General features: G+C 45.2%; 18 protein-coding genes. 12 read left to right on the forward strand and 6 right to left on the reverse strand.

All coding sequences use genetic code 11. The features are described from left to right. Positions 1–132: 132 nt before the first annotated feature. The 5 genes from NCI00_RS12385 (at position 133) to NCI00_RS12405 (ending at position 6483) form a co-directional block, all read left to right on the forward strand. The gene (locus NCI00_RS12385) at positions 133–1767 is read left to right on the forward strand and encodes an amidohydrolase (RefSeq protein ID WP_253527949.1); all 1635 of its coding nucleotides are present in this window, start codon (positions 133–135) and stop codon (positions 1765–1767) included. Positions 1768–1831: 64 nt separating this feature from the next. After that, a complete protein-coding gene (locus NCI00_RS12390) occupies positions 1832–2677 on the forward strand; it encodes an ion transporter (RefSeq protein ID WP_253527951.1) in 846 nt (281 codons plus the stop codon). Then, positions 2677–3825, forward strand: a complete 1149-nt coding sequence (locus NCI00_RS12395) for a glycosyltransferase family 4 protein (RefSeq protein WP_253528345.1) — start codon at positions 2677–2679, stop codon at positions 3823–3825. The genes NCI00_RS12390 and NCI00_RS12395 overlap by 1 nt, the downstream gene beginning before the upstream one ends. A 134-nt stretch (positions 3826–3959) precedes the next feature. Beyond that, positions 3960–5318, forward strand: coding sequence for a methyltransferase RsmF C-terminal domain-like protein (locus NCI00_RS12400; RefSeq protein ID WP_253527953.1), 1359 nt, complete (start codon positions 3960–3962; stop codon positions 5316–5318). 121 nt (positions 5319–5439) lie between these two features. Next, the gene (locus NCI00_RS12405) at positions 5440–6483 is read left to right on the forward strand and encodes a glycosyltransferase family protein (RefSeq protein ID WP_253527955.1); all 1044 of its coding nucleotides are present in this window, start codon (positions 5440–5442) and stop codon (positions 6481–6483) included. Between the two features lie 13 nt (positions 6484–6496). Here the strand turns inward: NCI00_RS12405 and NCI00_RS12410 are convergent, their stop codons facing one another. The 3 genes from NCI00_RS12410 to NCI00_RS12420 form a co-directional block, all read right to left on the reverse strand. Further along, positions 6497–9733 (reverse strand): purple acid phosphatase family protein, encoded by a 3237-nt coding sequence (locus NCI00_RS12410; RefSeq protein WP_253527957.1) that lies wholly within the window; start codon positions 9731–9733, stop codon positions 6497–6499. Positions 9734–10229: 496 nt separating this feature from the next. Next, positions 10230–10571, reverse strand: coding sequence for a LytR/AlgR family response regulator transcription factor (locus tag NCI00_RS12415; RefSeq protein WP_253527959.1), 342 nt, complete (start codon positions 10569–10571; stop codon positions 10230–10232). A 46-nt stretch (positions 10572–10617) separates the two neighbouring features. Then, positions 10618–14244, reverse strand: a complete 3627-nt coding sequence (locus NCI00_RS12420) for a purple acid phosphatase family protein (protein ID WP_253527962.1) — start codon at positions 14242–14244, stop codon at positions 10618–10620. A 476-nt stretch (positions 14245–14720) separates the two neighbouring features. Here NCI00_RS12420 and NCI00_RS12425 point away from each other — a divergent pair, with 476 nt between their 5' ends. The 5 genes from NCI00_RS12425 (at position 14721) to NCI00_RS12445 (ending at position 19222) form a co-directional block, all read left to right on the forward strand. Then, positions 14721–15596, forward strand: a complete 876-nt coding sequence (locus tag NCI00_RS12425; RefSeq protein WP_253527964.1) for a hypothetical protein — start codon at positions 14721–14723, stop codon at positions 15594–15596. A gap of 7 nt (positions 15597–15603) precedes the next feature. Beyond that, entirely contained in the window at positions 15604–16446 is an 843-nt protein-coding gene (locus tag NCI00_RS12430; RefSeq protein ID WP_253527966.1) for a type III secretion system effector protein, read from the forward strand. A 20-nt stretch (positions 16447–16466) separates the two neighbouring features. Beyond that, positions 16467–16940: a hypothetical protein gene (locus tag NCI00_RS12435; RefSeq protein ID WP_253527968.1), complete on the forward strand. Its 474-nt coding sequence runs from the start codon at positions 16467–16469 to the stop codon at positions 16938–16940. 106 nt (positions 16941–17046) lie between these two features. Next, a complete protein-coding gene (locus NCI00_RS12440) occupies positions 17047–17646 on the forward strand; it encodes a hypothetical protein (RefSeq protein ID WP_253527970.1) in 600 nt (199 codons plus the stop codon). Between the two features lie 13 nt (positions 17647–17659). Next, positions 17660–19222, forward strand: coding sequence for a right-handed parallel beta-helix repeat-containing protein (locus tag NCI00_RS12445; protein WP_253527972.1), 1563 nt, complete (start codon positions 17660–17662; stop codon positions 19220–19222). Positions 19223–19299: 77 nt separating this feature from the next. Here NCI00_RS12445 and NCI00_RS12450 read toward each other — a convergent pair whose 3' ends face one another. Further along, complete coding sequence (locus tag NCI00_RS12450) at positions 19300–22263, reverse strand: TonB-dependent receptor (protein ID WP_253527974.1); 2964 nt, start codon at positions 22261–22263, stop codon at positions 19300–19302. A gap of 214 nt (positions 22264–22477) precedes the next feature. Here NCI00_RS12450 and NCI00_RS12455 point away from each other — a divergent pair, with 214 nt between their 5' ends. Both NCI00_RS12455 and NCI00_RS12460 read left to right on the forward strand, forming a co-directional pair. Next, positions 22478–23470 carry a DUF3089 domain-containing protein gene (locus NCI00_RS12455; protein ID WP_253527976.1) on the forward strand — a complete coding sequence of 331 codons (993 nt, stop codon included), beginning with the start codon at positions 22478–22480 and terminating at the stop codon, positions 23468–23470. An 88-nt stretch (positions 23471–23558) separates the two neighbouring features. After that, a complete protein-coding gene (locus tag NCI00_RS12460) occupies positions 23559–24626 on the forward strand; it encodes a mannose-1-phosphate guanylyltransferase (protein ID WP_253527978.1) in 1068 nt (355 codons plus the stop codon). Between the two features lie 51 nt (positions 24627–24677). Here the strand turns inward: NCI00_RS12460 and NCI00_RS12465 are convergent, their stop codons facing one another. Beyond that, a complete protein-coding gene (locus NCI00_RS12465; RefSeq protein ID WP_253527980.1) occupies positions 24678–25070 on the reverse strand; it encodes a RidA family protein in 393 nt (130 codons plus the stop codon). 63 nt (positions 25071–25133) lie between these two features. Next, the gene (locus NCI00_RS12470) at positions 25134–25877 is read right to left on the reverse strand and encodes a LytR/AlgR family response regulator transcription factor (protein WP_253527982.1); all 744 of its coding nucleotides are present in this window, start codon (positions 25875–25877) and stop codon (positions 25134–25136) included. Positions 25878–25980 lie beyond the last annotated feature (103 nt).

The raw sequence follows: 25980 nt of genomic DNA on the forward strand, positions 1-25980 counted from the left end.
TAGCTTTATTTTGTCATGTCGTTTAGCATCTATTAACGGGAATATAGGCCCCAACAGGGCGACAAAACGCGTTTGACGTTTCAAAAATAACTTTTTATAACGTAGCTTTAAGCATCAATTAAACCCGACACGATGAAAAACTACTTTTACGCGCTATTCGCCGCCTTTTTAGCGTCATGCTCAAGCCAAGAGAAAGCAGACCTAATTGTCTATAATGCGGCCGTTTACACCGTTGATTCTACCTTCAGCAAAGCCTCCGCGTTTGCCATTAAAGAAGGAAAATTTGTGCTTGTTGGCGACTCAGCTTCGGTGTTTGGTGCGTACAAATCCGACTCTGTGCTCAATGCCGAAGGCAAGGCCGTATATCCTGGATTGTACGATGCACACGCGCACTTCTACGGCTTGGGTCAGATGCTCGACCAAGCCGATCTGGTAGATACAAAGTCGCCAGAAGAAATCGTCGAACGCCTGAAAAAGTACCAATCCGAACATCCTGAGGCCGTTTGGATTATCGGTCGAGGTTGGGACCAAAACGACTGGCCTGTCAAAGAATTTCCGACAAAAGATATTTTGGACAAAGCCTTTCCTGACCAACCGGTGTATCTCGCACGCATTGATGGCCATGCAGGCTGGATTAACTCCAAAGCGCTACAGTTGGCCAAAATTACGGCTGATACCAAAGTGGAGGGTGGTTTGGTCGTTCTCAAAAATGGACAACCGACGGGCGTGCTGATAGATCGGGCACAGCAATTGGTAAAAACCCTTAATCCAACGCCAACAAATCAAGAAATCACTTCAAGACTGCTCAAGGCTCAGCAAGTGTGCTTCCAATATGGTCTTACCAACGTGGGTGATGCGGGTGTGGAAACTGATTTGATTGACCACATAGACAGTTTGCAAAAAGCAGGTACGCTCAAAATCCGTTTGTACCCGATGGTGAGGGTGGGCCAAGAAAATATTGACAAAATGCTCAAAAAAGGAGTGTACGTCACCGACCGCCTCAATGTTCGTTCTTTTAAAATCTATGCCGATGGGGCGCTGGGTTCGCGCGGGGCTTGCTTGCTCAAACCGTACAGTGATGCGCCCGAAACGACTGGCTTTTTGCTTTACAGTCCTGCTGAACTTGAAAAATGGATTGAGCAAATCGCCAACAGTGAGTTTCAGGCCAATACGCACTGCATTGGCGACTCAGCCAACCGCTTGATGCTCAATCTGTACGCCAAATACCTGAAAGAAAAAAACAACCGTCGTTGGCGCATAGAGCACGCCCAAATCGTGGATGCGGCCGATGTGTCTACTTTCGGGAAGTTTAACATTCTGCCCTCCGTGCAACCCACGCACGCTACTTCTGACATGTATTGGGCGGTTGAGCGTTTGGGAAAAGAGCGCGCAAAAAATGGCTACGCGTTTCAGGCGTTATTTCAACAAAATGGGAAGGTAACGTTTGGAACGGATTTTCCGGTGGAGGCCGTTTCGCCGTTTTATACGTTTCATTCGGCCGTGTACCGGCAAGACGCCAAAGGATTTCCTGAGGGTGGTTATCAAATGGAAGGCGCGCTCAGCCGCGAGCAAACCATACGCGGTATGACGATCTGGGCCGCTTACGGCAACTTTGAAGAAGGCCGTTTGGGCAGCATCGAAGCGGGCAAAGCCGCCGATTTTATCCTTTTGGAAAAAGATTTGATGACAGCTCCCGCCAATGAACTCCGCGAAGTAAAAGTGCTGAAAACCTACGTAGCTGGCGAGAAAGTGTTTGAGCGGAAGTAGAAAAGAAGCGGTCAACCATTCGCCAAGTCGTTGCCAAATCGTATTATCTTAAATCGTACCAATCGTGACCCTACGCCAACGAGTCTATAACACGCTAGAGTTTTCGGCCATCGGGCGGAGAGGGCTGAGCCTGTACATCAATATCGCGTTGGTGTCCATTATTTTCCTTAATTCCGTCGCTATTATTCTTCATACCGTTCCTGAAATCAGACACAACCAGCATTATGAGCGCTTTTTTCAAGATTTTGAGATTTTTTCGGTCATCATTTTCACCATTGAGTATTTTCTCAGGATATGGTCTTGTGTCGAGAATCCGCGTTATGGAAATGGTTGGAAAGGGCGATTACGGTATATTTTTTCCTTCTGGGCCATCGTTGATTTCTTAGGGATTTTTCCCTTCTATTTCACGTTGCTTACCTCCGATTTTGGCATTATTCGTATTCTACGGGTATTTCGTTTATTCAGATTGTTTCGGGTTACGCGGTATTCGCACGCCCTCAAAATGATTCGGGGCGTCCTTCTGGAAACCAAAGAAGAACTGCTCATCTGTTTTTCGTTTATTATCTTTACGTTGCTGATTTCGTCGAGCGTGATGTATTATTTAGAACACAATATCCAACCTGAACGATTCAAGAGTATCCCCGCGACGCTTTGGTGGGGGGTGATTACGATGACCACGACTGGCTACGGCGATATGTATCCTGTCACAGCGGCGGGCAAATTCTTCGGGGGAATCGTTCTAATTTTGGGAATAGCATTGTTTGCGCTTCCTACGGGTATTATCGCATCGGGCTTTATGGAGCAAATTCGTCGGGATAAAGGACGGAAGTTTATTAAGTGCCCTCACTGCGACGAATGGATTGATATTCAGGAAGTAAAACACGTTCATAAACCAGACAATTTAGCGTGATGCGCATTGGATTTGACGCCAAAAGGGCTTTTAATAACCGTACTGGATTGGGGAATTACAGCCGTTTTGTGCTCAACGCGTTGCAACATTTTGCGCCCCAACATCAGTATTTAGCCTACACACCACAACTCAAGGCGGGGTTTTTTGATGAGTTTTCCGAACAATCTATTCGACTTCCTGACTTTAAAAACAAATTGTACGGTGCGTGGTGGCGGAGTTATGGCATCAAAAAAAACTTGGTGCAAGAGGGCGTTCAGGTGTTTCATGGGTTAAGCAATGAACTCCCCCATGGACTATCAGCGGCGGGGATTAAGTCTGTGGTGACGATTCATGATTTGATTTTTTTGCGTTATCCTGAATTATACCCCGCTATTGACCGTTTTTTTTACCGTCAAAAATTCAAAAATGCCTGTGCCGAAGCCGACGTAGTTGTGGCCGTTAGCGAGCAGACCAAACGGGATATTATTGAATTTTACGGTACTTCACCCAATAAGATAAAAGTGGTGTATCAGGATTGTCACGAGGCATTTCATCAGACTTCCCAAGTTTTAAAACGCGGACGCCCAGTCGGGAGCACCCAGCCTTGGGAAGTATCGCCTCTCCTTCAGAAATACAACATTGGCAAACCCTATGTTTTGAGTGTGGGCACCATCGAAGCGCGCAAAAATCAGCTTCATTTGGTCAAGGCGTTTCATGCGGCGCAATTGCCAGACGCTGAACTGGTGCTGATTGGTGGAAAAACAAGCTATCAGCAAGCAATCGAAGCGTACATTGCGCAACATCAGTTGGTTACAAAAGTCAAAATTTTAAACAATGTTCCCTTTGCCGATTTGCCCGCGTTATACCACTCGGCTCGGGTATTTGCTTACCCTTCGTTTTTTGAAGGATTTGGCATTCCCATTGTTGAAGCCTTGCACAGCGGTGTGCCAGTGGTAGCATCAACTGGCTCGTGTTTGGAAGAAGCTGGCGGCAAAGGCGGCCTGTACGTTGACCCAAATGAAGTGAACGCTTTGGCCCAAACGTTGACCCTACTTTGGCAAGACGAAACATTGCGAAAATCACTGATAACAGAAGGGCAAAAACACGTAAAGGAGTTTGCGGCCGAGAAAATAGCGAAAGAGTTGACGGAAATCTACGCATCTTTGTAGCCATCAACTGGCTGACTGTGTAAGCGTCTGACGGGCTAGGTCGGTACGCCGATGCGGCCCCCGTTCAAACCGTCGGACGCCTGTGCCTCACGCTGGTGTTTTATTTGATGTAGTGCTTTTCTGAAAGTAATTCCATGATACAATTTCCCCAACCGTTTATACAAGAACTAAAAGCCCAATTGGGCGATGAATACGCTGATTTTGAGGCGGCTTTGCAGCAATCACCTCCCGTCAGTATTCGGTATAATTCCGCCAAATTCCCTAATTTTCCAACGGAAGATACCGTAAAATGGTGTTCGGAGGCGCGTTATCTGCCGTCGCGGCCCGTGTTTACGCTTGACCCGCTTTTCCACGCGGGGGCGTATTATGTACAAGAAGCGTCTTCGATGCTGATTGGTGAGGCTTTGGCACAGACCGTCGATCTTTCGGAGTCGTTACGAGTGCTTGATTTGTGTGCGGCACCGGGAGGGAAAACAACGCTTTTGGCGTCAAAATTATCGTCGGATAGCCTTTTATTGGCCAATGAAGTCATTCGTAGTCGGGTGATGATTCTGAAAGAAAATGTGCAAAAATGGGGCTTCCCCAACGTCCACGTAAGCAACCATGACCCTGAAGATTTAGAAAAACTAGCAGGTTTTTTTGACGTAATTTTGATAGATGCACCGTGTTCTGGTGAGGGACTGTTTCGAAAAGACCCCGCTGCCGTTGGCGAATGGTCGATGGAAAATGTGCAGATATGCGCGGGTCGACAAAAACGGATTTTGAGTGCGGCCATGCCGTTGTTGAGCGCGGGCGGTGTTTTGATTTATTGTACTTGTACTTACAACGATGCCGAAAATCAAGACAGCAGCGCGTTTGTGGTAGATACCCATCAGTTTGAAGAAGTAAAGCTGCAATGGCCCGCCGACTGGGGCATTATACCAAAAAAATTGGGGTATCAATGTTACCCCCACAGGGTAAAAGGCGAGGGTTTTTTTCTGGCGGCGTTTCGAAAAACCGCACAACTGGATTCGTTTTATTATAATATGGAAAAGGGCGGACGGCCGCGTTCGTTCAAGCCGTTGCACAAAAAACAGCTAAATGAAATAAGCCGATGGCTGCAAGAACCCGACGATTTTAGTTTTTATGAGAAGCCCAACGGTGAAGTGGTAGCTTTGTTGGAAAGCCAAAAAAATGATTTGATTGTGTTGGATAATTTATTGTTTGCCAAAGGCTTGGGGCTCGAAATGGGGTCTTTTAAAGGCACTGATTTCATTCCTTCTCACGCCTTGGCATTGAGTACGGCGCTTTCAGCTCAGCTGCCACGCCTGGAGCTTTCGGAGGGCGAAGCATTGCAGTTTTTGAAAAAAGAGAATTTGCTTTTTGATGCGCCCAAAGGTTGGCTGTTGGTTACGCATCAGGGGTTAGGATTGGGCTGGGTCAAGGGGCTTGGCAACCGCATCAATAACTATTTGCCCAAAGAATGGCGGATTCGCATGGAGATTCCCGAGTAGGGGCAGGCCCGCAGCGGCGTTCCGTTTGCGTCTGCCCGTATGAACAATAATACGTCTGCCCACCCAATAAAAACATAAAATTGATTAAATTATGACGGGCAGGAGGCCCGTACCACAGAATATGTCTTTACCGAAGCTGCTTTATATTTGTATCAATGATGGTTCTGATACGCGTATCAATAAAGAAATTAAGACCTTAGCTGCTCATTTTGATGTGGTTTATTTGGGCATTGGCCGTGATGATTCGCAAGTGTTTGTCAAGCCTTATTGTGCAGAATTTTGCCTAATTCAAGGCCATCATAAATCTCTTGGAACGCTCGTTCGGTATTTTTTTGCGTTTGTCAAACTCTATTTTAGCCAGTCATTTCGCAGTATTCACGTCATCAATGAGCAGTTGTTGTTGATATTTTTCCCGTTTTTGATTTGGAGTCGGCGGCGGGTTGTGGCCGATATTTTTGATTCTATTTTTCTGCGCTCTGCCAGCCCCATTGTACACTCGCTGCAATCCCTTTTGTACCGATTGCCCAAAAACATCATTGTGACCGACGATAATCGTAAAACCCTCGTTCCGAATGAATTTCAGCAAAAAACCGTCGTTGTAGAAAATTACCCTTACGCTTTTTATGACGTTCAATCCAAGGCAGCGGCGGCCGACGAGTTGCTGATTTTATACAGCGGTTCGTTGGGCGTCACGCGAGGTACGGGGCTCTTGGCAGAATTGTTGAAATGCTCGCCCAAGGTAAAAGTTTGGATGATTGGTTGGGTCTATGACGAGCCTACACGGCTGCTGAGTCAACACCCACAAGTGACCTTTTGGGGCGTAAAAACCCAGCAGGAAACCATGCGACTTGCATCGGAATGTGATTATATTTTGTCGGTTTACGAGCCCATCAACGACAATAACCTCAACGCCAGTCCCAATAAAATTTATGACGCGGTGCAATCGCAAACGCCCGTTATCATCAATGCCGAGATTAAAGTAGCCCGATTTGTAGCCGAGAATCGACTCGGTTATGTATTGGAAAGTTATTATTCTTCCGATTCTGAATTATTACTTCAACAATTGATTGCCCAAAAGAAAGATTTTATTTTTGATAATGACCTCCGACGTCGCTACACGTGGGAGGCCATCGCGCAAAAATTGATAGAAGCGCATTTGCACTAAATTTTTTGAGGCTCTATTTTTTCTTTTTGATGGTATTTGTATTCTGAGGTACGATGCCTTCAGAAACTTTTTGGGCTGGTGAACTACTAGGTTGGTCTCCGCTTCCTCCCCCGCCGGGATTGCAGCCCACTGGTACGGCCAAAAAGTAATGGCCGCTGCTTGGTGTAGCCAAGAAGGCGGTACCGTTTCCGGATGGTGCTAATTCAATATAGCCTGCCCGGTACTCTACCGTAGCCGACGGCGCAATGGTATTGGTATTGGTACCCTTAATCCACTGCGACGCCTGATAGACCGTACTTGTTGGAATGGTGGTGTTGAGGGTGAGGGTTGGAGGGCAGGCGTTCACAACCACAATGAAAGTATCGGCCAAAAACCCATTCCCGCCGTTGTAGCCATCGTTGACGATGTAGGTGGTGTTGGCCACGGGCGATACCGTAATCCCTTTTGTGGTATTTGGCAGACTGCCGCCGCCGAGGATTTTCCACGAGTAGTTTCCTTCCCACGAGGCCGTCAAGTTAAGGGGTAAAGTAGGGTTGTTGTAAGTGGTTTTTTTGTTGACATCCTTCATGATGGTAAACTGGTCTTTGATGGTGTACGGAGGAGTAGAACTTAGACTGTTATCATCAACGAGTTTTAAGTACCTAACATCCAGACGATTTTGATTGATGACAAGCTCTACGCTGCCTCCTGTAGAGAGGAGCGCATCCGTACTATCGCTGTAAAACATGACGGGGTGGGGCCGAGAAGCAACGTTTAATTCTTTGCCGTCGCCCGCTCCTGGGGTAGCACCCCTGCCCGCATTGCCCGTAACTACGTGAACAGCACCGTTGTAGGGGCTATTTTTGATGTATGGCTTTGAGGATGGGCCGTAGGTGCCTGACCAATTTTGTAGTAGTTGGTTAGGGTTTGTCCTAAATTGCGCTTGTGTAGGTGTGCCCGTTACGCCCTGCATCAAGAAAGAACGATCATAAGCGTGCGTATGGGAGGTCACAATTAAATCTACTTTATACTGTTCTAAAACAGGTACCAACAGTTCGCGCATTATCTTTAATTCACCTTCGGGTTTATCCCACGCAGTGGAAGGCGCGTCAGAATCATGGGTTCCTTTGGTATAAGGCGGCGTATGAAATAATACGATTTTCCATTTTTTGGTTGTGGCGGCTAAATCTGCCTTCAACCATTTGACCTGCTGAAGTTGATTGAAAATATTTAAGCGATTAGCGGGATCATCAAACTTCAACAAGAACATCGACATAGGGTAACTGGTGAGACAAAGCCAACCACCGCCCGTACAGCCAGGGATGGCCCCTCGGGTAAGAAAAGCATCTGGGTGATAAGGATTTAGCATGATAACATGTACATCGCCCAAATCGAAGGAATAATAGCCTTTGCTTGAGGAGGGCACCCCGCCAGCTTCTGCCAACGTTGGGTAGGAGAAGGCATTATAACCAGCAATCGTTGAATCAGCGTAGGGTCTATATCCATAATCGTGGTTTCCTAATGAAATCCAAGAAACGGTATTCCTGAATTGATTTGGGTAAACGGGGAATAAATTATAATCAAGTGCCGCGTCAGTCCCGTCGAAAGGCTCCAATTTTGAATTGTCCCCCCCAAAGAGAATGCCATGCAAACGCTTGTTTCCTAGATAGTTCATGTAGGCATTTCGGACATTTACTTGGCGGCGCGTTCCGTCGGTCACACTCGGCAAGCCCAGTGGGTTGTTGCTACATACATCTCCTAAAATCCATAACCTCAACGAATCGGTGGTATTGTTGTTGGGCATACTGTAATAATAATAGTCAGTGCCACTCGCTAGGGTGGTTTCGGTCATTCCGCAGGTATAGCCCACTGAATAATAGTACTTTGTGTTGGGCGATAAGCCCGCTAATGTTACAATATGCTCAACGGTGGTTGCTGGTAAGGTTACTTGCAGATTAAGATTATTGGGGTCGGTTCCGTATTTTACTTTACTGTTGGTGGCTACGTTGGTTTTCCAACGCACAATCACCGACGTAGGCGTGCCTATTTGCAAATAAGGTTGGCGTACAAGCGTTGCCGAAGGACACCCTCCTACCCCTTCAATCGATAAGTCGAAGTAACGGTCTATGCTGGTGCTGGTCATTCCATTCGAGCTATACGGATGGACTTCTACCGCAATGACGTTGGCACCAGTTAATAAATCACTTGGCACATACACTGTTGTATCTTTATAAATGGAGTCGTTGGGAGGAGCTATTGGGGCTACAGTCAACGAATCTACCATTCCTGAGGGCATATTTAACCGAAAAATTTCCCTGCCATTTACATAAGCTACTAGCCCATCATCACACCATGTTTTAATACGATAACCCGTGTGTTGATTTGCATTCGTGATGTTAAAAGACTTTCTGAAATAATGTGTTTTGGAAGAATTGGCGACCGTTCTGCCAGAGCCTTGCGGCCACAGCCACTTGGTGATTGTATGAGTTGGTGCTCCGTCGTCGTAGCCTAAAGTAGCCTGACCGCTACTCCAAGCCGCATCATTGTACCCGCCCGTTTTCCAGTTACCATTTCCTATGTTTACTGGATCCTGAAAAGCCTCACGAAATTTCCAATCCAGTGATTTAAAAGCAATAGGCCATTCAGGGAGAGTGGTCAAGCCTTCGATAGATAAGTCGAAGTAACGGTCGACGCTAGACCCTGACTGGTGTACTTCTACTGCAATAAGGTTGGGGCCAGTTAATAACTGACCTGGAATGGTAATTTCACCATAAATAGAATCATTAGGAGCGGCTGCTGAGGCTGACAAAGTCGAATCTACCGGGGTCATTGGCATATTGAGTCGGTACACTTCAATCCCGTTGACATAGACCACTAACCCATCGTCGCACCACGTTTTGATGCGGTAGCTGCTAAATTGGGCAGGGTTGGTTACATTGAATGATTTTCGAAAATAATTGGCTCTTGGTAGAGAAGAGGAAGTATGTGACCCTGCAGGTCGAAGCCAAGTGTTAATTAAAGGCTTCGGTGGAGTCGATACAATATCCTCATATCCCAGAGGTGCCTGGCCGCTACTCCAAGCTGCATCATTGTAAGCCTCCGTTTTCCAGTTACCGTTTCCGATGTTTACTGCGTCCTGAAAAGCCTCACGGTATTTCCAGCCTGTTGATTTAAAAGCAACAAAAGTGGTTTGTGCTAAGGTGCTTCCAATAATCGATAACATCACGAAAAACACCAGAGATGCCTTAAAGAGAATAGGGGGAGTTTTCATGTTAAGAAAAGTAAAGTGTTTGTATCCAATGCGGTGACTGCTGGGAAGTAAGTTGTAATCGTTTAATGGATAAGGTAAATCACTCCCTGTGTTTTATTCAAAGTCACAGCATATACCCAAAAGTGTATGACCAGAGGTATGCTACGTAATGGAGCAGATAAATCAATGACAGTAACTAAACTGGCAAGTTATTTTGGTTTTGGGGTGGGGATGTTTTTCGTCCAACTCATATCTGATTTTTAATAGGAATGAGATTGGATGGCAATTAAAAAAGGTAAGGCCTTGGTTGTAAGGGTAAAGTTTAAGCTTATATGGTATAATTTAAAGTAAAAATATAATAAAAAAGTTGTAATGCAATTGTTGGCTAACAATAAATTATTTGTTTTGGCAAATCAGATTCGTTTTAGCAATTCAATAGTGGTGAGGTAGATAATGGCACTTTATTTTGCAAAAAAAGAGGTTGAATATTCAACCTCTTTTTTTGCAAAATAAAGACTTAGATAGGGCGTAACCTTGGTTTGCGGGGACATTTCAAATACTTTTTCAGTTCGGGTTTTCTCCGTCTTGATACGGGTACTTCGGTGCCATCCACCATACGCACAAAATCGGAGGTTTGGCGCTGTAATGCATGGTGGATATTGATTAAACAAGATTTATGAATTCTTACAAACGGGAAAGAAAGTAGTTCTTCGTAATAAATCAGACTTTTAGAAGTAAGAAAATGACGACCATCAAGCATGTGGAAAATGGTATAATTTCCAGAACCTTCTAACCGTATGATTTCATCTGTTTGTATTAATGAATTCTTGGAGTAACCGGGAACTAAAAGAGTATTCATTGAGGTAGAGTTTTAAAAATCGAAAATGTTTATTCGGTACTTGCTTTCAGCGCTTAGGCTCTCTTTTCTGGAGTTTTGACGACGCGCTGGAGGATGGCAAAAGGGCTTTATTGCTACTTTCCTGCCCTTGGGTGTTATTGTTGCTTTCGCCACCGCCACCACCAGGGGCGCAACCATCGGGTACGGCCAAGAAGTAATGGCCGTTGCTTGGAGTAGCCAAGAAGGCAGTACCTGTTCCAGAGGGTTTTAACTCAATGTAGCCAGCGTGGTATTCTACCGTAGCCGATGGCGCAATGATGTTGGTATTTGACCCCTTAATCCATTGTGAAGCCCGATAAACCGTATTTGTCGAAATCGTTGAAGTGAGCGTGATTGTTGGAGTACAAACGTTGACGATAAAAGTATCGGCCAAAAACCCATTTCCTCCGTTATATCCGTCGTTGACGATATAGGTAACATTGGCCGAGGGTGCAACCGTAATGCTTTTTGTCGTATTGGGTAGGCTACCGCCGCCGAGGATTTTCCACGAATAGTTCCCTTCCCACGAGGCCGTCAGAATGAGCGGAGGCGTGGGAGTGTTATAGGTTATTTTTTTATTGACATCCTTCATGATAGTAAATGAGTCGGGTTTTGAGCCATCTTGTTTGATGCCCACGAAGTCAATTCGATTCTTGAAAACTCGTAATTCTGACGAACCGCCTAGGCGTTCGGTAGTTGTATAGTACATGACAGGATGCGGAGAGGGAGGTAAGGTATAGTCATACTCCTCACTACTATTTTGCCCTTGTCCGCCGTCTGAATTCACAATATATACCGTACCCTTTCCGCCCGAATTTTTGGTGTAAGGTGCCGAAGCAGGGTAACGCGCTGACTGACTCTGAATAATAGACGACGGTGAAGGTGTACCTATATCAAATACACCATTGATGAGCTTTGAGCGCTGCATTCCGTGAGCGTGGCCAGATAAAACCAAATCTACTTTATACCTTTCCAGAATTGGCACTAAACTTCTTCGGACATTGATTAACATATTATCCGTGTCAGAATCGTGTTTTACCTTTGAATACGGCGGGATATGGAAGAATACGATTTTCCAAAGCTTTTGAGTAGCTGCTAAATCTTTTTTTAACCAATTAATCAGATTTCCAGTAACGGTATCAGCGGTGGTGGCGATTGATGGACCTCCATAGGTAGCCGATGGAATATAGTAAGGGTTGATTTGTACAAAGTGAACATTGCCGACATCGAAAGAATAGTAGTTTTTATCAGAACTGATTCCATCTGCCACCGACGACGGAAATGAAAAAGAATTAAAAATAGCGGCATCCGTTAAGTGAAAGGCGAGGGTGGAATCGCCAGGATTGTTAGGGTCTGGAAAACCGTGATAATCGTGGTTACCAAAAGTGGTCCAACTCGGAAACTTTTTCAATACATCGCCCATCTGGTTGAAAAACTTCTGCTGTAAGATACCATCGGTGCCGTCGCCGGGTTCGGTGGCATAATCTTCTCGGAGGGCTATGTCTCCCATCAACAACACCCCGTCTACGTAATTATTCCCTAAGTAATTCAAGTATGCCTGTCTGGTTTGTGTTTGGCGACTTGTTGAGGTTTTGCCAGAATCCCCAAAAAGCCAGAAGCGTAAAGGACGTTCGGTATCAGCTGGCGGGGTTTTGAAGTAATTATTGGCGTCTCCCTGTATAGCGGTTCCATCGGTACAACCTACTGAGTAATAGTACAACTGATTCGGAGTCAATCCCGTTAGGGTAATGACGTGCTCTGTTGTGGGGGCCGAATCGTCCACAAATTGGGTGAGGCCACCCATTGAGGTTCCGTATTTGACGCGTCCAATAATTGCTGCATTTGTCCTCCATCTAACGGTCATGCTTGTAGGTGTTGATAATTGCAGGTAAGGTTGTCTTGTTAACGTTACACCGCAGGGAGTCGTAACGCCTTCAATGGATAAATCAAAATAGCGGTCAAGACTGGAGGCTGCTTGGTGGACTTCCACGGCAATGACGTTGGGGCCATCCAATAAATCATTGGGTAAGAAAATGGTTGTTTCACCATAAATGGAGTCATTGGCGGGGGCGGTAGAAGCCGAGGTAAGCGAGTCAACGGGTCCAGCAGGCATGTTGAGTCGATATACCTCTTTGTTGTTGAGATAGACCACCAGTCCATCATCGCACCAAGTTTTGATGCGATAACCCGTATAAAGGTTTTTGTTGGTAACATTAAAACACTTTCTAAAATAGTGCGTTCTGGCGCTGTTATTGCCAGTACGGCTCGGATTGAGTGGCCACAACCACGTGTTGATAGTGTGAGTAGGCGTGCCGTCATCATAGCCCAGTGTAGCCTGCCCACTCGACCAAGCCGCGTCATTGTAGGCGTTTGTTTTCCAAGTTCCGTTGCCAAAAGTGGCGGGTTCTTGATTGGCGGTGCGGTATTTCCAGCCCGTTGATTTGAAAGCAATGGGCCATTCGGGGCAGGTGATAATCTGGATTCCCTCAATGGATAAATCAAAATAACGATCCAGACTCACACCTGACTGGTGCACTTCCACAGCGATGACGTTAGTGCCTGGGAGCAAATCGCCTTGCAAATTGATTGTGACTTCGCCATAAATGGAATCATTGGCGGGTGCCATTGAGGCCGAAGTAAGCGAGTCAACGGCACCCGCAGGCATATTTAAGCGATAGACTTCTTTATTGTTGAGATAGACAACCAACCCATCATCGCACCAAGTTTTGATTTTGTAACCCGAAAAGAGGGCAGGATTGGTTATGTTAAATGATTTTCTGAAATAATGCGTTTTTGCGCTGTTGTTGCCCGTTCGGCTTGCGCTGTATGGCCATACCCACGTGTTGATGGTATGAGTAGGCGTGCCATCATCATAGCCCAGCGTAGCCTGCCCACTCGCCCAAGCTGCGTCGTTGTAAGCGTTGGTTTTCCAAGTTCCGTTGCCAAAAGTGGCAGGCTCTTGATTGGCAGTGCGGTATTTCCAACCCGTTGATTTGAAAGTAACTGGCCATTCGGGATACAGAGGTATATTACCTAGTGTTCCCTCAATGGATAAGTCAAAATAGCGGTCAAGGCTCACTCCTGATTGGTGAACTTCCACGGCGATGACGTTGTCCCCTGGGAGTAAATCACTTGGCAGATTGATTGTGACTTCGCCATAAATGGAATCATTGGCGGGAGCCATTGAGGCCGAAGTAAGCGAGTCAACAACACCCGCAGGCATATTGAGGCGGTATACTTCTTTATTGTTTAGGTACACCACCAAACCGTCGTCACACCAAGTTTTGATTTTATAACTACTATAATCATTAGGGTTTCCTACATTAAATGTCTTCCTGAAATAGTGGGTTTTGGCGCTATTGTTACCCGTTCGGCTTGCGCTGTATGGCCACACCCAAGTGTTGATGGTATGAGTAGGCGTGCCATCATCGTAGCCCAAAGTAGCCTGTCCGCTCGCCCAAGCTGCATCGTTATAAGCGTTGGTTTTCCACGTACCGTTGCCAAACGTAGCAGGTTCCTGATTAGCCGTTCGATATTTCCACCCCGTTGACTTGAAGCCTACAAAGGTAGTTTGCGTAAATGCTGCCTGAGCGCCCAGCACGAAAAGCAAGAGCAAAACGAACCGTTTTCTGAATAAGTAATCTGTCAGCTTCATAGTAAAAGTAGCGATTGATGAAAGTAAGCAGTGATAAAAAACTAAGGCGAAGCTAGACGTTGAAACATAACAATTGAATGATAAAATACAACAAAACGAATGATTCTGCTCAGGATTAGGCAGAGCGTATGAGCTTCGTCATCATTGCCACGACGCGGGTGATTTTTGTTACCTGAAGGAGTTTTATGTAGCCAGTTCCCTAAGGCGTTTCGGCCTTTGGCTCACTGGGTGTAGCCATTTACGCAAGGGTGCTATCGCTGTTTGGGAGTTTTGTATAGCTTTCGTCTATCAAATTATAGGCACTATCTTTTTTGTATGAAGAAGCGTATTACTCGACAAAGCATCTATGAGGGCTTTTTGTATGTACTACTCGTGGTGCTGGTGCTGATTCTGATTTTTGTATAATGTCCGTTTTTTACTTGTTGACTCACGGTATTTTCCCTGATTTTTGACCAAAATTTAACAGTGTACCAAAAATGTCACGATTTCTCATTCTCCTTTTTTTGCTCTCCCTATCTATTGGCCTTTTTCAATGCGGTGGAGGCGATCCAGAGCCCGATAATTCAGGAAATAATACTAACAATGGCTCCAACACAGGCGGCGGCACCCTCGGCAAAGGCCAGCCGGGTGTGGTGGGCCTCGCGGGAGTAGAGGCCTGGGACAAACTTGCATCGAGCGAAAAAGACCGCATCAAGAATTGGAATGCGTTGTTTCTGCATCAATCTGTTGGCCAAGATTTAGAAGAAGGCTGTAAAGCCAACGGATTTCCGTTTGATTATTATGGCCCCAACGACAAAACCGATGGCGGTCTACGAGGAGGTATCTTTGTGGATGTAGGCGGCATTGCCAACGGTAACCCGTCCGAAAAAATTAGGGTTTTTCGGGAAAATGCAACCCGCAATAAAGACCTGCTTCAAATCGCGATTTTTAAGTTTGGTTATGCCGACGTCATGGACGATAATTTCGAAAAAGTAAAGACTGAATACAAAGCCTTCGTAGATGCCCTCAGGGCTCAATCGCCCACGCTCCGCTTCGTTCATGTCACGCCGCCATTGGTTTATTCCACCACTTCGTTTGAGGGAAACGCCGCCAAAATGAAGGTGGGGCAATGGATGAAAGATACCTTCAAAAATACCGATGTCATCTTTGATTTACAGGAATTGGAAAGCAACAACGGCGCGTGTCAACAGAATAACGTTTGGCGTATTTGTACCGAAAACCGTAACACCGCTTCCGACCCGTCGGATGTAAATGGCATTGATTCTTCCGACGGACAGGGGCACATCGGCAAAAAAGCAGGGCAGCGCATCAGCAAGGCTTTGTTGATGAGTATTTACAACGCTGGAAAATAATACGACCATGAGTAAATCGGTCTCTTTTATCTATGCTCCCAATATCATCGTTGCACGGGGAACCAAATACGTAGACGATTTTGAAGATTTCCAAAAGCGAGTGCTGTCGTTGTTGGCAGATATTATGAAAGCGAATTGGACGGGGCTAGGAATCATCAACCTTATTGGCCAGATGAGCAATAAAAAAGTCATTATTACGCCCGACCCCATCAATGGAAATGCTTGTGCAGAAGATAGACGAAATCCCAGTTGGGGCAATGCCATAGAAATCCCTGTTTCAGTAGAATATGTGAAGGGAACAGCTCACAAAAATCCAGGTTTTATGCCTGATGAAATAATATTACACGAACTTATTCATGCTTATTTTATGCATCATGGCACAAAGCAAGATATGGCATTGTTTGTTCCCCCGAATTTTTATTACCATACTTTTGGTGAGTTTGCGGCAGTTTTATTGACCAACATATACATGTCGGCAAAAGGCAGGCCAGCGCTACGCAGAGACCACACCGAGGCACAACTCACGGGGATGTGTAGTCACGACGAAGGATTTCTGATACTTCATGCTGACCCAAACCAATTTGGTTATCCCTATTCCCAATTTCCACATGAAAGGTTGATTTGGAATCTGACGCAGCAGGTACCGGAGCTTATTTTCAACTATGTTCGTCACGAAAACGGCGTTTTTAACCCAGTCCGTTATTATTTGAATACACTTCCAGAACGTAGGCTGCGGGAATTGCGGCCGCGTTTGGGAGAGGCTTTCCAAAGAAAGGAAGAGTTAGAAGGAGAGGCGATGAAGCTTGTGAGAGAAGCAGAAAGGGTAGAAAGAGAAGGATGGGACAAATAAAACCTTAATCAATAACAACCATGAAAAAACTAATCGCGTACGTTGTTTTAATCAGCGTTTTCATCCTCAACTCGGGAGCGGGTTGCGGTGACAAAAAAGAAGAACCCGAGCCCGAATATGTTAAACTGCTGGTTGGAGGCCGTTGGGATGTGTACAAAACCTACTCTGAATCAGCAAGTGATAAAATCACCCTTACTATTAAAGATGGCTACTTAGGGTATAAATTTTATACCGATGGCTCAATGGATGGCTGCTTCCAACAAACCTGCGAAAAGCAAGGCCGATGGTCTTACAAAGTAAAAAATGCCGCCGCTGGAACGGGCGAATTAACGCTCTACAATGACAATAAAGACATTGCCGAAGTTTATGGAGACCAACTGACAGGACACTTGGAAATACTTAGCGATAATGAGATTATCTGGGTAGTTAATGGCAGTCCATTTGTGGGAAATACCGATTATAGTTTGGTGAGGTGGTATATGAAAAGAAAATGAATACAGTGGGTCCTTTGCAGGTACTGATTTTCCAATATAGAAATGTTTGTGTTCACTAAAAAAATGGAAAAATGCCGATATTAGGCGAAAAGTATTGCTTCTAAAAATGAAAAAAACGCAGGGCTGTTTGGTTCTTGTGGTCGGTCTAATTCTCGTAGGAGTGCTATTTACGACCATAAAATATTACGGTAGTTATTATTGGGACCTGTATCAGCGTCCGTGGGCGTATAGCCGCGATGCAGATGCGCCGCTGTTGGTTGGTAAATGGCAGGGCCGCTTTACTGATCCCGACGGGGTAGCTAAAAAGCTTGCACTAGAAATTTTCGTTCCAACCACCGATGAAGAACGATGGGAGAAGGCTGGCCGAAAAAGTCGCCGTCGGCGAGGTTCTTCGGCCAACCGCAATTTTGACGGTGTTGCGTTGGTTGAGAGCAAGTTAGGGAAGGAAAGTTATGAGTTATGGGGAGGTGTGAATAAGGACGATTATCATTTGTTTACCCTTGATTTTATTACGGATGAGACGAAGATGTTGCCAATTAATAACTTTTATATCAATGATTCCCGTCCCAACAATTGGCTCAATGATTCGATGACCCTGACGCTGAATTTCAGTTATCGTCGACCCGATAAATCTTCGTTTTGGAGTAGTTCAGACCCACGTTTTGATAAAAAAGTTACCGTTACCCTTAATCGCCAAAAACAATAAGATTTTATCTGATATGGACGCGAAAAAGCTACTATTCTTTGCCCTCATTTCCCTTTTTTTGATCATTGAAGGTTGTAAAAAAGCGGAAGTTGAAACCGACGAATGCAACGCTGACCCTACTGCCTGCGGCTGCCCACAGGAGCCGCCAAGTTGCAGCGACCCAGGAAATAATGGCGGGCAGGCCCTCGGTGGAAAGGTGTATGTCTCACCCAACGGCAGCGACTCCAATGATGGCAGTGAAGGGAAGCCTTTCAAAACCATCCAAAAAGCCGCTGACGTTGCCGACCCCGCCAAAGGTTTGGAAATCATTCTGCGCGGTGGTACCCACCTAAGCGAAGAAGTAAAGTTCAGAACTTCCAATATCAATCTGCATTCCTATCCGGGTGAGTGGGCAGTTATCAAAGCGATAATGACGGTGGAAGATATTTCTAGCTGCCTCTGGTTTAGAGAACCAGAGAGTGAAAATATAACCATTGAAAACGTAGAAATTATAGGGGGGTATTACTACGGAATTAAATTTGAAAGCAACTGGGACGATGACCGAAGTGTGCCTTTTGACAAGCGGAGAGGGGTACGTAACATTAAAATTCTGAATTGTAAAATCCACGATACAGGCCGCGATTGTATCAAAATTACGCCCGGATGCCAAAATATTCAGGTGCTTAACTGCGAAATTTACCGCTCTGGCGTGGGGCCAGCCAACATATCGGCGCAGAATGCCGAAGGAATTGACAACGTAAACGGCTCCAATATGACGGTTCGTAATTGCTATTTTCACGACATTGCCACCAACGCGCTGTATGCAAAAGGAGGGGCAAAAGATTGCATTTTTGAGCAAAATCTCATCATGAATTGCGGCGAGGGTGGATTGGTAGCGGGCTACTTGGATACTGATGCAGAGTGGTTTAATACAACCTCTAACCCCACATATTTTGAAAGCATCAACATCATTATTCGCAACAATATTGTGGTCAATACTAAATGGGAAGGGATTGGATTGTACGCAGCTTTGAACGCACAAGTATATAACAATACGCTCATCAACGTAGCGCAGGAAGCGAGCGCGGCGTTGATGATTGCCCGAGGTGAGATTTATGGTACACCCAAAGGCGATCAATACCCGAATTGCAAAGACCTTAAAATTTCTAATAATATTTTTGTACAAACCGCCGCCGCCAAAGGCTATATTGCCCGCTTGCGGGGCATTCCTCAAGGGACCAATGAATTGAGTAATAACGTTTATTTCAAACCCGGAACGCTCGCTTTCAGAATTGATAAATCTGATGATGATTATACTGAATTTGAGGGTTTTGCAAACTGGAAAACCCAATCTAAATTAGATGCAAGCAGCACCAACGCTGACCCAAAACTCAACGGTCAATACCACCTCACTGCGGGTAGCCCTTGTATTGGTACTGGAAAAGCATTGGGAACTTTGGTAGAAAAAGACTACGATGGTGGTGTGAGAGGAGCAAAACTGGACATCGGAGCCGATCAAGCTGGCAACGGCACAGCGCTATCTATTCCGCCAGCGGTGACAACAATCGGAACCAAAGGCACTGGTGGGGGCAACTGATTTTTAGTTTATTTTAGAACAAAAAAGGCTCCGTGCGGAGCCTTTTTTGTTCTAAAATAAAAGCGTTGTTTAAAGCGCTACTTATTTAATAATTCATCAAAAGTAAGTGAAACATAGTACATCGAACCAACAACCGGATTTCCCCAGCCTGTGCGGTATTGGGTTCCCAAGAGATTAGTGCCGCCAAGTTTGAGGATAGATTTAATACCAGAAATTTTCTTACTCACTTGGGCGTCTAAAGTACCAAAAGCGGGTATGGTAAGTTGATTGTTGTTCTGAGGCAGTCTGGCCAAGGCGGGTTGGAGAAGATCTAACCAATCAAATGCCGCCTGATGGCGCCACACCACATTGAAGCCCCAACCTGAGTTGCCTAAATTACGATTTCCAAAAGTTATATTGTGACGATATTTTGGGGTGTTGTATCCCACTTGAAAACCGTCATCAAGCACGTTGCGATTTTTCTCGCCACTAAACATCTTTACTCCGCCGGCATCAAGGGTGTTATTAGATAGGTTAAAGCCTAAAGTAAAGTTTTTGGGTAATAAATAATCAAAGCCTAAACCGAAACCTTGCGTCTTAATATCTCCGTTATAATTTGTTGACATTGATATTACTTGCGGAATAGCCGCATTTCTGAGTAGTACCCCACCAATGTAATTTTTCATCGTAGTGTTGTAATAATAAACATCTACCAACAATTTTTTGGCAATCATTCCTTTGTATCCCACTTCAAAACTCAAAGCGCGTTCAGGTTTGAATTCTGGGAAACTCCATGCCTGACCAGTAGCAATGTTGACAGAGCCACCGCCCTCCCGAAGTTTATAGTTGTCCCAGAGCGCAGGCAACCCACCAATCAATAAAGATACGGGCGTATTAAGATTGATGTATTGGTTTTGGTTGGTCGGAATTCGGAAACCTGTTTGGTAAGAAGCCCGGATGTTGTGGTTTTTATTGACAGTGTAAACCGCCGAGATACGCGGACTCCATTGGCCAGCAAAGTTTTCGTTTTTATCATAACGAACAGAACCCGTCAACTTAAATACATCATTGAAATTTTTACTCACTTGAGTATACCCTCCAAATTCGTTAATGCTGAACTCGCTCCCATCTGATTTTTTCAAAAATAGTGTACCATTAGAATTCAATGCATATTTTCGGTAATTTCCCCCTACAATAATTTCAACTACTTTAGGATCAATTACTTCATTGAAATTATACATGGCTTCGGCGTGGTACAACCGGGTACGATCTACAAATAAGGCTCCGCTTGGAATGGCATTGGCTTTTACCTGAGCCGCAATTTGGTCGAAGCGCGGATCTCCCGGCAGAACACGGCCTTGGTCTGCCACGCCGCGAGCTGCGGTATGCAAGGCGCCAGCGTTTGAATTAACTGTGCCTAAGGCAGTAGCATAGGCAGCTTGTGGGGTTTGTCCAGCCCTCAATGCTGCCTGAAAAGCAGGTACAAAAGTTTGGAATGCACCACCAGCATACGTAAGGGCATATTGTGGATACCACCCTTGCGCCAAGCCGGCCAAACCCGCTGACGCCGGTGGTACACTTGGTTTCCACGCTTCATTGATGTAGGTGCCGAGCAAACCAGCGGCATAGGTATCTCCCGAGTTTTCGGCGGTCATGTAGCCGCGAACAAAGAAATTAGAGCCTCTCAATTCGGCTTTATACAATCCCATGGTAAAATTCTTGAGCTGATAACGGTCTGAAGAAGTATATACTGTTGACCCCGCTCCCCAGTTGGCCTGAACGATGGCTTCTACTTTATCGTTAATACGATAGTGTAATGCACCATTTAATTTCAAACTTTTTGTGGTATAGTTCACTAAATCAAACTCATTGTAGCCTGTACGCGATACGGCTACATTAGGAAGCAAAATATCGTTTATCAACTGCGTGCTTGGAATACCCGTAGCAGTAGAAAACTGATTAATACCGCCAACCAGTTGAGCCAATGGAGCGCTGATAGCGTTTAATTGAGCAAGTGGTACCCCAAGTAACTGGCCGAATGTGCCACGCAAGCTCGCTAAGCCAGCCCCGCTCGAATTCTCATCTCCATAAACGTTTATGCCGTCATACCCAGGATTACTGCGAGTTCCGTTATCAGGGGTAGTTCCTCGAAAACTTTGGTCGCGATAATCATTCACTTGCCAATCTTGAGCAGTGATGTAGCCAACATTGAGTTTGAAGGCGAATTTATTATTGAAGGCTTTGGCATACCGAAAAGCTACATCATAAAAAGGCGTAGTTTTGGTGGAGCGATTATCGGCGCTCATCAAGCCCAATTTTGTGTAAGCACTTACTCCTTGATAAAGAAATGGATTTTTACTGTTCATCAATAACAATCCATTGATGGCATTGGGGCCATACAAAGCAGAAGCAGATCCAGGAAGAAGCTCAACACTTTCTAAATCAAGTTCGGAAATTCCAACTATGTTGCCTACGGCAAAGTTGAGCCCCGGAGCCTGATTGTCTATTCCGTCAATCATTTGTACCACACGTGTATTGCCATTTCCTGAAAATCCACGCGTATTGACAGAACTAAACATCAACGATTGAGTGCTCACTTCTACCCCTTTTAGGTTACGAATAGCATCATAAAAGTTAGCTGCTGGGGTTTCACGGACGTTACGAATGTCCATTTTCTCAATACTCACGGGCGATTTCAAAACGCTTTCCTCAACCCGAGAAGCCGATACAACTACTTCCTGACCAATCAATGCCTGCTCTTTGAGGACAATTTTGAGATCCGTGCGATCGCCGTTAATCTGTACTTCTTGGGTTTCAAACCCAACAGAGGTGACGACCAAAATAAAAGGTGCGGGGGTATTGGTAGTCAATGAAAAATTACCTTTTGCGTCCGAAATGGTTCCCACCACTTTTCCTTTCACTTGAATGCTCACTCCCACCAATCCATCACGCGTTGTTGCATCCGTTACATTTCCGGCGACTTTTGTTTGAGCCAACACTATGCCTGCGCTCATTAACCATGCCATTGAATAGAGTATGGCATTTCTTAAAATTTTATCCATAGGTTTAAAGTTGTTTTTGGGTGTAACTCATTCGTAATTTTGTGTAATATTCGTTCTTTTGAAAATAGGTTACAATTTTTTCTTCCTATATTCATAAAAAAAATTGTTATGCACGCATAATTGTTAGAAAAGTACAATAATGAACCAACTAAAATCTCTTCCATCGGTACTTTTTTCAGTCCTTTTAGTGATTGTAACCGGGTGTTCAAAATCAGTGACGTTACAAAGTCAATACATTTTAGAGAATGCTCCCGCCGCTCCCGATTATGCCAAATCACTCTACTGGGCGGCACTGCCCACGGTAAAAGATGCCGCCGATAGTGTGCCTCTGAAGTCAGGCCTGAAAGATGGGCAGGCGGTGGCCAAAGCAGATGTTTTTTTTATTCACCCTACAATCTATACGCAGCAACCAACCATCGGCGCTTTTGAGTGGAATGCCGATGTAAATGATGCGGCGTTGAATCAAAAGGTGGACAACTCCACCATTCTCAATCAGGCTTCGGTCTTCAATGGTTCTTGCAAAGTGTACGCGCCCCGTTATCGTCAGGCGCATTACTACAGCTTTGTGACGCAAAACCAACTGGAAAAACAAAAAGCAATGGACTTGGCGTACGCTGATGTGAAAGCGGCGTTTGAGTATTATTTACAAAATTTTCATCAGGGCCGTCCCATCGTCATTGCTTCGCACAGCCAAGGAACGGCCCATGCCAAACGCTTGCTGAAGGATTTTTTTGATGAAAAACCGCTCCGACAAAAACTGGTGTTTGCCTATTTGGTAGGAGACATCACGGGGGTGCCTGCCCAGCCCGATGAATTTAAAACCATTAAACCAGCAAAGACTCCCGAAGAAGTAGGTGGTTTTGCCTCGTGGCACACGTATTTGCGCGGCTTTTTTCCCGACAAGTACGTTCCCAATCACTTTTCTACTGCGGCTTGCACCAATCCGCTGACGTGGCGTTTAACCGAAGAATATGCTTCTCAAAGCCTGAACAAAGGTGGTGTGGGCCTAAAGTTTACGTTTGTGCCACAATTGGCTGATGCGCAGGTTCACCAAGGGCTCTTGTGGATTAATAAACCCTACGTAAAAGGGAGGTCTTTGATACGGAATAAAGTTTGGCATTCGGCCGACATAAACCTTTTTTGGCAAAGTATCCGGGAAAATGTAGCTTTACGAGTTGAAAACTATATCCAACAAGAGCAAAAATAAACCAGAAAATGTAACGTAAAAGGGGATTTATCGTCTGAATACAGTACTTTTCCTGTCAATTATTAACGCTTCACATCACTCATCGCTTATGAATCACAATTTTGTAATTATCATGGCAGGTGGCGCTGGAACACGGTTCTGGCCTTTCAGCCGAAACAACAACCCCAAGCAGTTTCATGATGTATTGGGAACTGGAAAAACACTGCTTCAACAAACCGTAAGTCGTTTTGAAGGGGTTTGCCCTCCCGAAAACATCTACATCGTGACCAGTGCCGAATACTATGATTTAATTAAAAAACAAGTTCCATTCCTGACAGACGACCAAATCTTGTTAGAGCCTAATCGCCGCAATACCGCCCCGTGTATTGCGTATGCGTGTTATAAGATTGCCAAAAAAGACCCTCAGGCAAGGGTGGTGGTGGCTCCTTCCGACCATATTATTCTGAAAGAAGAAATATTTCGTGAAAAAATTCTGTTTGCACTTGAGGCGGCTGGAAAAGAAGAAATTCTGATTACGCTCGGCATTCAACCCACTCGTCCCGATACGGGCTATGGCTACATTCAGTTCATACCTTCCGAAAGTGAGACCAAAAAAGTAAAAACGTTTACCGAAAAACCCCAGTTGGAAATTGCGGTTAAATTTCTGGAAAGTGGTGATTTTGTCTGGAATGCAGGGATATTCGTGTGGAATGTCCAGGCCATTCTTAATGCATTCGCGGCTTATTTGCCCGAAGTAGCAGAGGTTTTTGTGGCGGGCGAGCAAGATTACTATACCGAGCAGGAAAAAACCTTTATTGATAAAGCGTATATGCTTTGTAGAAACGTCTCTATCGACGTGGGCATCATGGAAAAGGCCCAGAATGTCTACGTTGTTTTAAGTGATTTTGGCTGGTCAGATTTGGGAACGTGGAAATCGCTCTACGATATTTCGCCAAAAGATGCGCAGCAAAATGCAACTGACGGTAATATAAAGCTTTATAATACAGGGAATTGCATCATTAAAACACCCAAAGACAAACTCGTGGTGGTGCAAGGGCTGGATGGGTACATCATTGCCGAAAACGACGGTGTACTCATGATCTGTAAAATAGACGAAGAGCAGCGAGTCAGAGACTTTGTGGCAGACGCCAAGCAGCTAGGCAGCCAATATATTTAAACATTCGGGGGAGGCGAGAGCTTCCCCCGCGTTGTTTTAAAAGTCTTGGGGTTAATTTTCAAGAATCGCGGTAGTTTCAATTTCCACCATGTATTCGGGGGCAATTAAACGAGATACTTCTACCATCGTAGTGCAGGGCCGAATCTCCCCAAAAAACTCGCCATGCGCCCGACCAACGGCTTCCCACTGAGAAATGTCGGTTACAAAAATACGGGTGCGGATCACGTCTTTGAGCGAAGCGCCCGCTTCGGCTAATACAGCCTCAATTTTTTTGAGAATAACTTTGGTTTGGACGTAGGGGTCTTCCAATCCTACTACTTGGCCATCTTCAACGGCGACGGTTCCGCTGATTTCAATGACAGCGCCGATTTTGACGGCTCTTGAATACCCCACGGTGGCCTCCCACGGAGAGCCCGAAGAAATATTGGTGCGTGACTGCGGCATAAAAAAACAGAATTAGGTGGTTTTGAAGGAATAAAAGTACATAATCCTGTAAATGAACAAAGATTACAGCCCCAGTTTTTCCAAAAATCCTTTTTTCTCATTCCGTGAAATTTCTACCTCCGAGCCGTCGTCCATCAGCACAGTGCCGCCTTCTCCGCGTACGTATTCTTTGACCCGCAATAGGTTAATCACGGCCGAACGATGGATGCGTAAAAAGTGAGCCGAGGCAAGCATCTGTTCAAATTCTTTGAGCGTGCGCGATGCCACCAGTTTACGAGGAGGCGTTCCGTTAGCGGCGAGGTGAAATACGGTATAATTACTATCTGATTCGAGCCAAACGATGTCCTGAATGGGCACAAACGTGACGCCTTTCAAAGAGGGAATGGCGATTTTATTGAATTGTAACGAAGACAAAGCTAGGCTTTCGTTGTGAGATGCCTGTTGGCTATGGCGTTTTTTTTCAAGGCGTTGCAGTGCAGAACTGAGTTCAATTTCCCGAACGGGCTTCAACAAAAAATCCAGCGCACTCTGACGAATGGCTTCAATGGCGTATTGGTTGTAGGCCGTGGTAAAAATAACTTCAAACGAATAAGGTTCTAATTGGCGTAAAAGCGTAAAACCATCCATCAGCGGCATTTCAATGTCCAAAAAAAGCACGTCAGGTTTCAGTTGTCGAATACCCACAACTGCCTCCTCAGGCGACTGGAAAGTGCTTAAGATGTTGATTTCAGGGGCAACTTTACGCAATTTGATGGCCAGAACTTCAAGGCTCATGCGTTCGTCGTCAACAAGGATGGCTTTAAACATAGCGTTGTTTTTTTCAAAAATAAGGTAGTTACGGCGAAAAAAATGGCCGTTTACTAAATAATGAAAGCCTTTTTAGGCAACGGAAAACAACGTCTATGCTTTT

Origin of the sequence: Runella salmonicolor, assembly GCF_024158025.1 — a bacterium.
GTDB lineage: Bacteria > Bacteroidota > Bacteroidia > Cytophagales > Spirosomataceae > Runella > Runella salmonicolor.